Consider the following 14,315-nt stretch of genomic DNA (forward strand, 5'->3'; position numbering starts at 1 on the left):
ACGGAGATTGTGATGACTCGCAAAACAATGACCCTGTTCGACCCCGCCCTGGTGCGCCCCGCGCTGCTGGAGGCATTCAAAAAGCTGGACCCGCGCGTGCAATGGCGCAACCCGGTGATGTTTGTGGTGTACGTGGGCAGCGCCTTCACCACCGCACTGGCCGCCAGCAAGCCCGAGGGCTTCACCGCCGCAGTCGCGCTGTGGCTGTGGTTCACCGTGCTGTTCGCCAACTTTGCCGAGGCCATGGCCGAAGGCCGCAGCAAGGCCCAGGCAGCATCGCTGCGCGGCCTGAAGAAACAGACCTGGGCCAAGAAGCTGGACGGCCAGTTTGACCGCACCACCCCACGCACCGCCATGACCTGGCTGCCCCTGGAAGCCGCCCACCTGCGCAAAGGCGATGTGGTGCTGGTCGAAGCCGGTGACACCATCCCTGCCGATGGTGAGGTGATCGACGGCGTGGCCTCGGTGGACGAAAGCGCCATCACCGGTGAATCCGCCCCGGTGATCCGCGAATCGGGCGGCGACTTCTCGGCCGTGACGGGCGGCACCCGCGTGCTGTCCGACTGGATCGTGGTGCGCGTGGCCGTGAACCCCGGCGAGACCTTTGTGGACCGCATGATCGCCATGGTGGAGAACGCCAAGCGCCACAAGACACCCAACGAGATCGCGCTGACCATCCTGCTGGTGGCGCTGACCATCGTGTTCCTGGGTGTGGTGGTCACGCTGCTGCCGTTCTCGCTGTTCAGCGTGCAGGCCAGCGGTGCGGGCGAGCCGGTGAGCCTGGTGGTGCTGGTGGCCCTGCTGGTGTGCCTGATCCCCACCACCATCGCGGGTCTGCTCAGCGCCATCGGCGTGGCAGGCATGAGCCGCATGATGCAGGCCAATGTGATCGCCACCTCGGGCCGCGCCGTGGAGGCGGCAGGTGATGTGGACGTGCTGCTGCTGGACAAGACCGGCACCATCACCCTGGGCAACCGCCAGGCCAGCCAGTTCGTGTCTGCCCCCGGCGTGACCGATGCGGCCCTGGCCGATGCCGCCCAGCTCGCATCACTGGCCGACGAAACCCCCGAAGGCCGCAGCATCGTGGTGCTGGCCAAGCAGAAGTTCAACCTGCGCGAGCGCGACATCGAGGCCATGGGCGCCCAGTTCGTGCACTTCACGGCCCAGACCCGCATGAGCGGGGTGGACCTGCCCGGCCCGCGCCTGCTGCGCAAAGGTGCAGCAGACGCTATCCGCAAGCATGTGGAGGCACTGGGCGGACGCTTTCCTACCGCCTTGCAGACGGCGGTGGACGACGTATCCCGCCGTGGCAGCACGCCCCTGGTGGTGGCCGATGGTGCCCATGTGCTGGGCGTGGTGGAGCTCAAAGACGTGGTCAAGGGCGGCATCAAGGAGCGATTTGCCGAACTGCGCCGCATGGGCATCAAGACCGTGATGGTGACCGGCGACAACCGCCTGACAGCCGCCGCCATTGCCGCCGAGGCGGGTGTGGACGATTTCCTGGCCGAGGCCACGCCCGAGGCCAAGCTGCAGCTCATCCGCAGCTACCAGGCCAATGGCCAACTGGTGGCCATGACCGGCGACGGCACCAACGACGCGCCCGCCCTGGCCCAGGCCGACGTGGCCGTGGCCATGAACACCGGCACCCAGGCCGCCAAGGAGGCGGGCAACATGGTGGACCTGGACAGCAACCCCACCAAGCTCATCGAGATCGTGGAGACCGGCAAGCAGATGCTGATGACACGCGGCTCGCTCACCACCTTCAGCATTGCCAACGACATCGCCAAGTACTTCGCCATCATCCCGGCGGCGTTTGTCACCACCTACCCGCAGTTGTCGGCGCTGAACTTCATGCACCTGGCCAGCCCCTCGTCGGCCATCCTGTCGGCCGTGGTGTTCAACGCGCTGATCATCATCTTCCTAATCCCGCTGGCCTTGAAGGGCGTGGCCTACCGCGCTGTGGGTGCCGCCGCGCTGCTGCGCCGCAACCTGGCCGTTTACGGGCTGGGGGGCATGGTGGTGCCGTTCATTGGCATCAAGCTGATTGACATGGTGCTGGCAGCGACTGGCCTGACCTGAGCCGAGCCCCATCCAAAGACATAGCCCACCGAATGACTGAAAGGGAAAATCCTATGCCTATCCGCATTCCCCGCGACGACGTGCCTGCCAGCACCGGCGGCGTGTTGCGCCCCGCCCTCACGCTGTTTGTCGTGCTCTCCCTCATCACTGGCCTGCTCTACCCGCTGCTCGTCACCGGCGTGGCGCAGACCGCGTTCCCCCACCAGGCCAATGGCAGCCTGATCACCCAGGGTGGCAAGACTGTAGGCTCCGAGCTCATCGGCCAGTCGTTCACCGAGCCCGGCCACTTCTGGGGCCGCCCTTCGGCCACGGCACCGATGCCCTACAACGCAGCGGCGTCGGGCGGATCGAACCAAGGCCCCACCAACCCTGCGCTGGTAGATGCCGTGAAGGCCCGCATCGAGGCCCTGCGTGCTGCGGACCCCGGCAACACCCGCCCTGTGCCCGTGGACCTGGTCACCGCATCGGCCAGCGGGCTGGACCCGCAGATCAGCCCCGCCGCTGCCGACTACCAGGCAGCCCGCGTGGCAAAGTCCCGTGGCCTGCCGCTGGCGCAGGTGCAAGCCCTGGTGCAACAGCACACCGAAAGCCCCTGGCTGGGCCTGCTGGGCGAGCCGCGTGTGAACGTTCTCGCCTTGAACCTCGCGCTCGAATCGCTACCAAAACAATAGCTGCTAGCGCTTGTTGGACAAGCGCCAGGGGCCAATTTGATTCAAAATCGACGAGTACACTGTGCCCATGCAGGATCGCCCCGACCCCGACGCGCTGCTGCAGCGCATCCAGCAAGAGCAGGCCCAGCAGCAGCGCGGGCGGCTCAAGGTGTTCTTCGGTGCCTGTGCGGGCGTGGGCAAGACATTCGCCATGCTGTCGGCGGCAAGGGCCGCACAAGCGCAGGGCCTGCCCGTCACCATCGGCGTGGTCGAGACGCATGGCCGCACCGACACCGAGGCGCTGACCGCCCACCTGCCGCGCCTGCCGCTGCGCGCCCTGCCCTACAAAGACCGCACCCTGCCCGAGTTTGACCTGGACGCCGCCCTGGCCTGGGGCGCTGCGAACCCCGAGGGCCTAGTGCTGCTGGACGAGCTGGCCCACAGCAATGTGGCCGGATCGCGCCACCCCAAGCGCTGGCAAGACGCCGAAGAGCTGCTGGCCGCAGGCATCGACGTGTGGTCCACCATGAACGTGCAGCACCTGGAGAGCCTGAACGACATCGTCAGCGGCATCACCGGCATCCGCGTGTGGGAGACGGTGCCCGACCAGTTTTTTGACGCTGCCGACGAAGTGGTGGTGGTCGACCTGCCGCCCGACGAGCTGCTGGCGCGCCTCAAAGCTGGCAAGGTCTACCTGCCCCAGCAGGCCGAGCGCGCCGCCGCCAACTTCTTTCGCAAAGGCAACCTGCTGGCCCTGCGCGAGCTGGCCCTGCGCCGCACCGCCGACCGGGTGGACGACGAAATGCGCGCCTACCGCCGCGCCAGTACCACCACGCCAGAGGCCGTGTGGCCCAACCGCGAGGCCCTGCTGGCCTGCGTGGGCACGGGCGACAACGCCGAAAAAGTGGTGCGCAGCTGCGCCCGCCTGGCCGCCCAGCTCGACCTGCCCTGGCACGCCGTGCATGTGGAGACGCCCGAGCAGCAAGGCCAGTCGGCCACTCTGCACCCGCAGGTGGAGCGCACGCTAAAAATCGCCCAGCAACTAGGCGCCGCCGCGTGCGCCGTGCTGCCCGCCGCGCAGCCCGCCCAGGCCCTGGTGCGCTATGCGCGCGAACACAACCTGGTGCGTGTGGTCATGGGGCGCAGCACCCGGCGCTGGCCTTGGCAGGCCACGCTGGCCGAGCAGATCGGACAAAGTGCCAGCGACCTGGACCTGCTGCAGGTGGGCACACTGCCTGGCCGGGACGCCGCTACAGACCGCAAAGCCCCCCGCACCAGCACAGCAGCCCCCCGCGCCGCATTCTGGCCCGGCTACATCGCCGCCGCCCTGGCCTGCTGCATTGCCGCCGTCATTGCCACACCGCTCGCCAATGTGCTGGAGCTGACCAACATCGTCATGCTGTTTTTGCTGGTGGTGGTGGGGGTGGCGCTGCGCTTTGGTCGCGGCCCGGCCATCATGGCGGCGTTCCTGGGCGTGGGGTTTTTTGATTTCTTCTTTGTGCCGCCCCGCTTCAACTTTGCGGTGAGCGACGCGCAGTACGTCGTCACCTTTGCCGTGATGCTGGTGGTGGCCCTGGTGGTGGGCCAGCTCACCGCCGGGCTCAAGGTACAGGCCGAGGCCGCCACCGACCGCGAACACCGCGTGCGCAGCCTGTACGACATGGCGCGTGACCTGTCTGCCGCCCTGCTGCCCGAACAGGTGGCCGAGATTGGCGCACGCTTCATCACGGGCGAGTTCAGCGCAGGCAGCACGCTGGTGGTGGCCGACGATGACAACCGCCTGCAGGTGCTGCCCGGAGGCACCGCCCCCGTGGACATGGCCGTGGCGCAATGGGCGTTTGAGCGCGGCGAGCCCGCAGGCCGTGGCACGGACACCTTGCACTCCAGCCCCACGCTGGTGCTGCCGCTCAAGGCGCCCATGCGCATCCGTGGCGTGCTGGTAGTGGCTATGCCACAAGGCCAGGTACCCGGTGTAGAACCGCGCCGCCTGTTGCAAACCTGCGCCTCGCTGCTGGCCATTTCGCTCGAACGCATCCACTACATCGACGTGGCGCAAAAGAGCACCGTGCAGATCGAGTCCGAGCGGCTGCGCAACTCGCTGCTCTCGGCCATCTCGCACGACCTGCGCACGCCGCTGGCCTCGCTGGTCGGCCTGGCCGAATCGCTGGCCATGGTGCAGCCGCCCCTGCCTGCTCATCAACAAGAGCTGACCGGCGCCATCCAGCAATCCGCCCAGCGCATGAGCGCACTGGTCAACAACCTGCTGGACATGGCCCGCCTGGAGGCCGGGGCCGTGCAGCTCAACAAGGCCTGGCAGCCGCTGGAAGAAGTGGTGGGCAGCGCCCTGGCCGCCAGCGCCCCCGCCATCGCGGCGCACCGGGTCGAAGTGACTCTGCCCGACGACCTGCCATTGCTGCAGATCGATGCCGTGCTGATGGAGCGCGTGCTGGTCAACCTGCTGGAAAACGCCGCCAAGTACACCCCCGCAGACACCACCATCCACATCAGCGCGCAGCCCCAAAGCGACGCGGTGGCCCTGACCCTCACCGATGAAGGCCCCGGCCTGCCCAAAGGGCGCGAAGAACTGCTGTTTGAAAAGTTCGAGCGCGGCACCCGCGAAAGCGCCACGCCCGGTGTGGGCCTGGGGCTGGCGATTTGCCGCGCCATCGTGCAGGCGCACGGCGGCAGCATCCGGGGCGATACGATCCACAACGCCCAGGGCCAGCCTGCAGGTGCGCGCTTTACGCTGCTGCTGCCACGCGGCACACCGCCCACCGACCTAGGCACCGATGCAGACACCACCAGCGAAGTTTGACCGCGCGGCCCCGCAATCCCCATGACAGACCTGCCCACCCACATCCTCATCGTCGAAGACGAAGCCGATATCCGCCGCTTTGTGCGCCTGACGCTGGAGACCGAAGGCCACACCGTGCACGAGGCCGCCACCCTGCAGCGCGGCCTGATCGAGGCCGGCACCCGCCGCCCCGACCTGGTGGTGCTGGATCTGGGCCTGCCCGATGGCGACGGCGTCGATTTGATCCGCGACCTGCGCACCTGGTCGGCCATGCCCATCATCGTGCTCTCGGCCCGCAGCGCCGAAGCCAGCAAGATCGCGGCGCTGGACGCTGGGGCCGACGACTACCTGGTCAAACCCTTTGGTTCGGGCGAACTGATGGCCCGCGTACGCGCGCAACTGCGGCGCAGCCAAAGGGCATCCGGCGCCGACGCCACACCCGTCATCCAGTTCGGCCCCATCACCGTGGACCTGGCCCGCCGCACGGTGGAGCGCAGCGCAGGTAGCGATGGCAGCGAAGCCCTGCATCTCACGCCCATCGAATACAAGCTGCTTACCTACCTGGCCTCCCAGCCCGACCGCGTCATCACCCACGCCCAGTTGCTCAAGGCCGTGTGGGGCCCAGGCCATGCGGAAGACACGCACTACGTGCGCGTGCACATGGCCAACCTGCGCAAGAAGGTGGAGGACAACGCCTCGATGCCCCGGCATTTGCGAACCGAGGCGGGCATTGGGTACCGGTTCGTACCCTGACGCCAACTCACGAACTGCGTGCACCAGTGCAACGCAACGCCCGCTCCCCCGCCACGCGCAGCCGCTGCTGCAGTGACGCGGGCGCCAGCACCTCAAACTCCACGTCCAGCGCCATCAACCAGAACACCAGGGCATCGCTGGCGGCACATTCCAGCAGGCACTGCTGCCCATCGGCCAGCGTGGTGATCACACCGGCCGACTGCGGAATGCGCCGCGCCATTTCTGCGTAGGGCGCGTGCAGCACCACCCGCGCCTGGTCGGGGTGCGGCGCCACGGTGATGGAGCGCGTTACGTAGGCCTTGAGGTCGCCGCCGTCCGGCCCGGGGCGCGGCACAAAATGCGCGCCGACTTCGGGCTTTGCCACCATGCGGTCGATGCGGAAGGTGCGCCAGTCGCCCCGGTCGCAGTCCCACGCCACCAGGTACCAGCGCATGCCGGTGTGCACCACGCCCTGTGGCTCCACCGAGCGCTGGGTGGCACGCCCCTTGCCATCTTCGTACGAAAAAATGAGCCGCAATTGGTCGCAACATGCAGATGCCAGCGTAGCCAGCAGCGAGGCCTCCACCACCGGCCCGGGGCGGTCCAGCGGCAAGATGGTGGAGCGCAACGCGTCCACCTGCTCACGCAACCGCAGGGGCATGGCCTGCTCCAGTTTCACCAAGGCACGCAAGGCGGGCTCTTCAATGCCGCCCACGGCACCCGCAGTGGCGGTGCGCAGCGCAATCGACACGGCCAGGGCTTCTTCATCGTCCAGCAGCAGCGGGGGCAGCGCCTGTCCGGCCCGAAACGCATAGCCGCCCGCCACACCGCTGCTGGCCTGCACTGGGTAGCCCAGCTGCCGCAGGCGGTCGATATCCCTGCGCAGCGTGCGCGGGTGCACTTCCAGCCGCTCGGCCAGCTCGGGGCCCATCCAGTGGCTGCGGGTTTGCAGCAGGGACAGCAGGCGCAACAGGCGTGTGGACGAGGTGAGCATGCCGCCACTGTACGTCGAATCGAGGACCGAAATTGTCCGCAATGGTTCTTACAGTGACTCCACCTTTTCTTCCACCACTTGCAAGGAGTTCTTCATGTCCATCGTCCTGTACTGGCACCCCATGTCCAGCGCCACCCCCATCGGCTGCGCGCTTACCGAACTGGGTGTGCCGCATGAGCGCATCAAGATCGACATCCGCACCGGCGAACAGCGCCGCCCCGAATATCTAGCCCTGAACCCCAACGGCAAGGTCCCCACGCTGACGGTGGACGGTGCGCCCATGTTCGAGGCCCTGGCCATCCACCTGTGGTTGGGCCACCGTTTTGGCGTGGAGCGCGGCCTGTGGCCCGCTGGCGGCACGCCCGAGGCGTTACAGGCGCTGTCGTGGTGCACGTGGTCGTACGTGACCTATGGCGCGCTGGTGGGGCGCCTGCATGTGGCCACCCAGGGCGAAGCGGTGTGGCGCAACACCGCCCAGGCAGAGGCCGTTCTGCGTCAGCTGAGCGAGTTGCTGGCCCTGCTGGACGCACGGCTGGCCCAGCAACCCTGGATGCTGGGGGCCCACTACTCGTTGGTGGATCTGGTGGCGGGCTCAGTAGTGGGCTATAGCCAGTACCTGGGTGCCCCTGTCAACGCACATCCGCATGTGCAAGCGTGGCTGGCCCGGGTGCAGGCGCGCCCGGCGATGCAGATCGAGGCCTAAGAGCCTGAGAGTCTTTTCGCCATGCCCGCCTTGCACGCCAAAAACCCCCGGCTCTTCGTTGCAAATGCTCGCCATAGCCCGAGCTATGGCTGTGCTTTGCGCCTCGATCCGAGGCGTTTTCGCGCGCCTTTCGGGCTTGGCGAAAAGACTCTCAGCCTCTGAGCGCGCGGTCAATCAAGAATGCTGTTACAGCAGCACGATGTCGTACTGCTCTTGCCCCATCGCGCTTTCTGCCTGCAGCGAGATGGGTTTCTTGATGAAGTCGGAGAGCCCGGCCAGGTGCTGGCTTTCCTCGTCCAGGAACAACTCCACCACCCGGGCCGAGGCCACCACCCGAAACTCACGCGGGTTGAACTGGCGCGCTTCGCGCAGGATCTCGCGCAGGATGTCGTAGCACACGCTGCGCGCGGTCTTCACGCTGCCTTTGCCCTGGCACACCTCACAGGGTTCGCACAGCATGTGGGCCAATGATTCGCGGGTGCGCTTGCGCGTCATCTCCACCAGGCCCAGTTGCGAGAAGGTGCCAGACGACATGGTCTTGACCCGGTCGCGGGCGAGTTGCTTTTTGAACTCCGACAGCACGGCCTGCTGGTGGTCGTCGCGCACCATGTCGATGAAGTCCACGATGATGATGCCGCCCAGGTTGCGCAGGCGCAGCTGGCGCGCAATAGCCTGCGCGGCCTCCAGGTTGGTCTTGAAGATGGTGTCGTCAAAATTGCGGGCACCCACGTAGCCGCCGGTGTTTACGTCGATGGTGGTCAGCGCCTCGGTCTGGTCCACGATGAGGTAGCCGCCCGACTTCAGATCGACCCTGCGGCCCAGGGCCTTGGCCACCTCTTCGTCGATGGAGTACAGGTCAAAAATGGGGCGCTCGCCCTTGTAGTGCTGCAGCTTGCCGGCGGCGGCGGGCATGAACTCCTGCCCGAAAGCGCGCAGACGCTGGAACTGCTCCATCGAGTCGATGCGGATGGTCTGCGTGTGGTCACCCACCAGGTCGCGCAGCACGCGCTGCAGCAGGTCCAGGTCCTGGTGCAGCAGCGACATGGCGGGCAGCTTGAGCGATGCCTCCTTGATGCGCGCCCAGGTCTTGCGCAGGTAGGCAATGTCTTCGGCCAGCTCGGCATCGGTGGAATCTTCGCCATTGGTGCGCAGGATGAAGCCGCCGCCCCCACCCGTGGACTTGTCGCCCACCAGCGCCTGCAGCCGCGCGCGCAGCGCATCGCGCTCCGCAGGCGGGATTTTTTGCGACACGCCCACATGGTCGTCCTGCGGCAAAAACACCAGCAGGCGACCGGCAATGCTGATCTGCGTGGACAGTCGCGCGCCCTTGGTGCCGATAGGATCCTTGATGACCTGCACCATGAGCGCCTGGCCTTCGAATACCTGCTTTTCGATGGGCACCTGCGGCTCGTTCTTGCGGGCGAATGCGGGCGGTTCGCCATCGGGCTGGCGCTGCCACACATCGGCCACATGCAAAAAGGCCGCGCGCTCCAGGCCAATATCGATGAAGGCCGACTGCATGCCTGGCAGCACGCGCGAGACCTTGCCCAGGTAGACGTTGCCCACCAGGCCACGTTCCAAAGTGCGCTCCACATGCAGCTCCTGCACGGCGCCGTGCTCGACGATGGCCACACGGGTTTCCTGGGGCGACCAGTTGATCAGGATGTCTTGTTGCATGGCTCTGGAACCTGTTGTTCTTGCTTATAGGGGGAAGCCTGCGGCACGGAGCAGCTGTGCGGTCTCGTACATCGGCAGCCCCATGATGCCCGAATAGCTGCCCGCCAGGTGTTCCACATACGCCGCCGCCCTGCCCTGGATGCCGTAGGCACCCGCCTTGCCCAGCGGCTCGCCCGTGGCCACATACGCATCGATCTGCGCCGGGGTCATGGCAGAGAAGGTGACGCGCGACACTGACAGGGCCGTCAGCCGCTTGGCCCCCACCTGCAGCGCCACGCCAGTGAGCACCCGGTGCTCGTGGCCCGCCAGCTCGGCCAGCATGCGCGCAGCATGGGCTGCATCGTCAGGCTTGCCGTAGATAGTGCGGCCCAGGGCCACAGTGGTGTCGGAGCACAGGATGGGCGCCTCTGGCAACTGGCGCCGCGCGCGCCGAGCTACGGCCGCATCAAGCTTGAGCGCGGTCACGCGCTCCACATAGGCCGTGGGCGCCTCGCCGGGCAGCACCATCTCGATGGCCTCGGCATCTTCGGGCTCATCGCCGTCCACATTGGGCAGCAGCAGCTCGTGCCGCACGCCCAGCTGTTCAAGCAACTGGCGACGGCGTGGGCTCTGGGAGGCAAGGTAGATGAAGTCGGGCATGAACGGATTTTTAATAAAAATCGGCTCTAGCGCTCATTCATCAAGCGCTAGCAGCTATGAAAACAGGAGTAACACAGACCAGCATCACAAAGGGCCTGCTTCATTCACGATGGTAGGGATGCCCGGCATTCACCGACCAGGCGCGGTACAGCTGCTCGATCAGCAGCACGCGCACCATGGCGTGCGGCAGGGTCAGGTCCGACAGGCGAATCCGCTCGTGCGCCGCCTGCCGGAAAGCGGGGTCCAGCCCATCGGGGCCGCCGATGACCAGCGCCACATCGTCACCGCCCAGCTGCCAGCCCTTGAGCCGTTCGGCCAGGGCCTTGGTGGTGAGGTTGGTGCCGCGCTCGTCCAGTGCCACCACGCGCGTGCCGCGCGGAATGGCGGCCTCGATGCGCTCGCGCTCCGCGGCGTAGAGCGTCTCCAGCGTCTTGGAGCCGCGAGGCTCGGTCTTGACGGCCTTGAGTTCGACCTTGAGTTCAGGCGGGAAACGTTTGGCGTAATCGTCGTACGCGGTCTGCGCCCAGTCGGGCACCCGCTGCCCTACCGCCACGATCAGCAGCTTCATGGATCAATCTGGATGCGTGTGAGAGAGGCCGCTGCAGAACGCCCATAGTGAGCACAGTGAGCGCGCGGCAGCGGAGCTGGATCAGCCCTTGCTGCGAGCAGGCGCCTTCTTGGCCGCCGGCTTGGAGACCGATGCGGAAGCTGGCTTGGCGGCTGCGCGTGCAAGGGACTTGGCTGCCGGCGACTTCTTGGCAGCGGGCTTCTTGGCGCCAGCGGGCTTGACCACCACGGTCTTGACGGGGGTCTTGGTGGCGGGCTTCTTGGCGGCTACTGCGCCCGTGGTCTTGCTGGCTGGCTTGGTGGCGCCGGTCTTGGAGGCAGACTTTGCGGGTGCTGCCTTGGCCGCAGTTTTTGCTTCAGGCTTCGGCGCTGTTTTGGCTGCAGTCTTCGCAGCGGTCTTGGCGACCGCCTTGACGGTGGCCTTGCCAGAACGGGCGGCCACGGTGGACATGGCGGCCTTCTTGGCGGGCGCCTTGCCTGCGGCCTTGGCGTCCGACTTGGCAGCCTTCTGGGCCGACTTCTTCTCAGCCAGTTCGGTGGCGGCACTGGACTGGGGCTTGGCGGCGCCCAGCTTCAGGCGCACTGGGGTGTCGCCCCACAGTTCTTCCAGGCGGTAGTACTGACGGATGGCGGGCTGCATGATGTGCGCCACGGCCGGGCCGCAGTCCACGATGATCCATTCACCGTTGTCCTCGCCTTCGATGCGGGGCTTGCTGAACCCGGCTTCCTTCACTGCATCGCGCACGCTGGCAGCCAGGGCCTTGGTCTGGCGGTTGGAGGTGCCCGATGCCACGATCACCCGTTCAAACAGCGGCGAGAGATGCTCGGTGTTGAAGACCTGGATGTCTTGCGCCTTGACGTCTTCCAGGCCATCAACGATGGCGCGCTGGAGTTTGGTGACGTCTTTTTTGGCGGCGGTTTCCGATTTGGTGGAGGTGGTCATCAGGCGGTGATTAGAGAGGGAATGGAATCAATATAGCGTGCAACGCAGCGCACAGCCAGCGGGCTGAGCCTTGGGTGTTGCGCGGGTGTTGTGCTGGGACGCTGCAGCAGTGTGAGGTGTTTTTGGCCTCTGGCGCTCATGTGAAAAGCGCGGGCAGCTATTGAAATTATAGCTTTTGCGCTTTTCACGGCTTTTAGGACGCAGGGACAGCGCCCTCCGCAAGCCAGTTGCGCCGCACCAAAAAGCGCTGCGTGAGCTCGGCTTCGGCCGAATCGGCCGCATCAAAGCGCTGGTAGGACCACGACACCAGCGGCGGCATCGACAACAGGATGGACTCGGTGCGCCCGCCCGACTGCAGGCCAAAGTGCGTGCCCCGATCCCACACCAGGTTGAACTCGACATAGCGCCCCCGGCGGTAGAGCTGGAAGTCGCGTTCGCGCTCGCCATAGGCCATGCCCTGGCGCTTCTCGACGATGGGCAGGTAGGCGCTCAGGAACGCGTCGCCCACCGACTGCGTCATCGCCAGGCTTTGTTCAAAGCCCAGTTCCGAGAAGTCGTCGTAGAACACGCCGCCCACGCCGCGCTGCTCGCTGCGGTGCTTGAGATAGAAATATTCATCGCACCACTGCTTGAAGCGCGGGTACTTGTCGTCGCCAAAGGCGCTGAGCGCATCGCGGCAAGTGCGGTGAAAGTGCACCGCGTCTTCTTCAAATCCGTAGTACGGCGTGAGGTCCATGCCGCCGCCAAACCAGCAGGTCGGCGCCTGACCGGGGTGGCCGGCGGCGATCATGCGCACGTTCATGTGCACCGTGGGCACATACGGGTTGCGCGGGTGGAACACCAGCGACACGCCCATGGCCTCGAACGGCGCACCCGCCAGCTCGGGCCGGTGCTGCGTGGCCGAGGGCGGCAGCTGCGGGCCGCGCACATGGCTGAAGCCACAGCCCGCGCGCTCGAACACGCGGCCGCCTTCCATGATCTTGGTGATGCCGTCGCCTTGCAGCGGCTCGCCGGGTGGCTTGCTCCAGGCATCGGCCAGAAAGCGGGCGCCGCCCTCGCCTTCCACGGATTCCAGCGCGTCGGTGATGCGCGCCTGCAGGCCCACCAAGTAAGCGCGCACGCGGGCCACCGTGTCGGCGGCGTTAAGGCTTTGCGCGTCTGCCATCAGCTTTTCAGGGCACGGAAGCCGATGTCGCGGCGGTACTGCGCGCCATCAAACTGGATGCCACGTGCCACGTCGTACGCACGTTGCTGCGCCTGCTTAACGCTGTCGGCCAGCACCGTCACGCACAGCACCCGGCCACCCGTCACGCTGACCACGCCGTCTTTCAGCTGCGTACCCGCATGGAACACCACGGCATCGTCCGCCTCAGCCGGCAGGCCGGTGATGGGGTCACCCTTGCGCGGATTTTCCGGGTAGCCATGGGCTGCCATGACCACGCCCAGCGCGGTGCGGCGGTCCCATTGCAGTTCCATCTGGTCGAGCTTGCCGTCGGCGGCAGCGGCCATCACGTCGCTGAAGTCGCTCTTCAGGCGCATCAGGATGGGCTGTGTTTCGGGGTCGCCCATGCGGCAGTTGAATTCGAGCGTCTTGGGCTGGCCCTTGGCATCGATCATCAGCCCTGCGTACAGGAAGCCGGTGTAAGGAATGCCGTCCTTTTCCATGCCACGGATCGTAGGCAGGATGATCTCGCGCATGGCGCGGGCATGCACATCGGCCGTGACCACGGGCGCGGGCGAGTAGGCGCCCATGCCGCCGGTGTTGGGGCCTTCGTCGCCGTCCTTCAGGCGCTTGTGATCCTGACTGGTGGCCAGGGCCAGCACGTTCTTGCCGTCGCACAGCACGATGAAGCTGGCTTCTTCGCCTTCGAGGAACTCCTCGATCACCACGCGCGCGCCGCCTTCGTTGTGCGTCACGCCATATTTGTTGTCCACCAGCATGAAGTCCACGGCGTCGTGAGCCTCTTGCAGCGTCATCGCCACCACCACGCCCTTGCCCGCGGCCAGGCCGTCGGCCTTGATGACGATGGGCGCGCCCAGGCGGTCCACAAAAGCGTGAGCCGCAGCAGGATCGGTGAAGGTGTCGTAGTCGGCCGTGGGGATGCCATGGCGGCGCATGAAGGCCTTGCTGAACGCCTTGGAGCTTTCCAGCTGGGCTGCCGCCTTGGTGGGGCCGAAGATGCGCAGGCCGTGGGCGCGGAACTCATCGACCACACCGGCCGCCAGTGGCGCCTCGGGGCCCACCACCGTCAGCGCGATCTTCTCGGCCTGGGCCCAGGTGCGCAGTTCGCGCACGTCGGAGATCGCCACGTTTTCGAGCTTGGGGTTCAGGGCCGTGCCACCGTTGCCGGGTGCAACATACACCTTGGTCACCTTGGGGGACTGGCTCAGTTTCCACGCCATCGCGTGTTCACGGCCGCCGCCACCAATCACAAGTACTTTCATAGGAACCTTTGGTGAACCCGGCCCAGAGCGCTGCGCTGCTGGGTGGGGTTCGGGGGAATATCAGTCGGAAAACAGGTCAGGGCAAGAAAAAG

The 14,315-nt window shown here is 66.4% G+C and carries 12 protein-coding genes; 5 read left to right on the forward strand and 7 right to left on the reverse strand.

Annotated elements, in window-relative coordinates; translation table 11 throughout:
• The first annotated feature begins 12 nt into the window (after positions 1-12).
• The 4 genes from kdpB (at position 13) to C380_RS12750 (ending at position 6,276) form a co-directional block, all read left to right on the forward strand.
• Positions 13-2,079, forward strand: coding sequence for a potassium-transporting ATPase subunit KdpB (gene kdpB / locus C380_RS12735; RefSeq protein ID WP_015014264.1), 2,067 nt, complete (start codon positions 13-15; stop codon positions 2,077-2,079).
• A gap of 53 nt (positions 2,080-2,132) precedes the next feature.
• Complete coding sequence (gene kdpC, locus C380_RS12740; protein ID WP_015014265.1) at positions 2,133-2,750, forward strand: potassium-transporting ATPase subunit KdpC; 618 nt, start codon at positions 2,133-2,135, stop codon at positions 2,748-2,750.
• Positions 2,751-2,817: 67 nt separating this feature from the next.
• The gene (locus C380_RS12745; RefSeq protein ID WP_043565396.1) at positions 2,818-5,544 is read left to right on the forward strand and encodes a DUF4118 domain-containing protein; all 2,727 of its coding nucleotides are present in this window, start codon (positions 2,818-2,820) and stop codon (positions 5,542-5,544) included.
• 21 nt (positions 5,545-5,565) lie between these two features.
• Positions 5,566-6,276 carry a response regulator gene (locus tag C380_RS12750; RefSeq protein ID WP_015014267.1) on the forward strand — a complete coding sequence of 237 codons (711 nt, stop codon included), beginning with the start codon at positions 5,566-5,568 and terminating at the stop codon, positions 6,274-6,276.
• Positions 6,277-6,283: 7 nt separating this feature from the next.
• Here C380_RS12750 and C380_RS12755 read toward each other — a convergent pair whose 3' ends face one another.
• Positions 6,284-7,249 carry a YafY family protein gene (locus tag C380_RS12755; RefSeq protein ID WP_015014268.1) on the reverse strand — a complete coding sequence of 322 codons (966 nt, stop codon included), beginning with the start codon at positions 7,247-7,249 and terminating at the stop codon, positions 6,284-6,286.
• A gap of 94 nt (positions 7,250-7,343) precedes the next feature.
• Here C380_RS12755 and C380_RS12760 point away from each other — a divergent pair, with 94 nt between their 5' ends.
• The gene (locus C380_RS12760) at positions 7,344-7,952 is read left to right on the forward strand and encodes a glutathione S-transferase family protein (RefSeq protein WP_015014269.1); all 609 of its coding nucleotides are present in this window, start codon (positions 7,344-7,346) and stop codon (positions 7,950-7,952) included.
• A gap of 186 nt (positions 7,953-8,138) precedes the next feature.
• Here the strand turns inward: C380_RS12760 and rng are convergent, their stop codons facing one another.
• The 6 genes from rng to purD form a co-directional block, all read right to left on the reverse strand.
• Entirely contained in the window at positions 8,139-9,629 is a 1,491-nt protein-coding gene (rng, locus tag C380_RS12765) for a ribonuclease G (protein ID WP_015014270.1), read from the reverse strand.
• A gap of 24 nt (positions 9,630-9,653) precedes the next feature.
• The gene (locus C380_RS12770) at positions 9,654-10,268 is read right to left on the reverse strand and encodes a nucleoside triphosphate pyrophosphatase (RefSeq protein ID WP_015014271.1); all 615 of its coding nucleotides are present in this window, start codon (positions 10,266-10,268) and stop codon (positions 9,654-9,656) included.
• Positions 10,269-10,368: 100 nt separating this feature from the next.
• Entirely contained in the window at positions 10,369-10,836 is a 468-nt protein-coding gene (gene rlmH, locus C380_RS12775; protein WP_007858784.1) for a 23S rRNA (pseudouridine(1915)-N(3))-methyltransferase RlmH, read from the reverse strand.
• Between the two features lie 81 nt (positions 10,837-10,917).
• Positions 10,918-11,778 carry a ribosome silencing factor gene (gene rsfS, locus C380_RS12780; RefSeq protein ID WP_015014272.1) on the reverse strand — a complete coding sequence of 287 codons (861 nt, stop codon included), beginning with the start codon at positions 11,776-11,778 and terminating at the stop codon, positions 10,918-10,920.
• Positions 11,779-11,971: 193 nt separating this feature from the next.
• Positions 11,972-12,943 (reverse strand): oxygen-dependent coproporphyrinogen oxidase, encoded by a 972-nt coding sequence (gene hemF / locus C380_RS12785; protein ID WP_015014273.1) that lies wholly within the window; start codon positions 12,941-12,943, stop codon positions 11,972-11,974.
• Entirely contained in the window at positions 12,943-14,223 is a 1,281-nt protein-coding gene (gene purD / locus C380_RS12790; protein ID WP_015014274.1) for a phosphoribosylamine--glycine ligase, read from the reverse strand. Before purD ends, hemF begins: the two co-directional genes overlap by 1 nt.
• Positions 14,224-14,315: the final 92 nt, after the last annotated feature.

This window comes from Acidovorax sp. KKS102 (assembly GCF_000302535.1).
Taxonomy (GTDB): domain Bacteria; phylum Pseudomonadota; class Gammaproteobacteria; order Burkholderiales; family Burkholderiaceae_C; genus Acidovorax.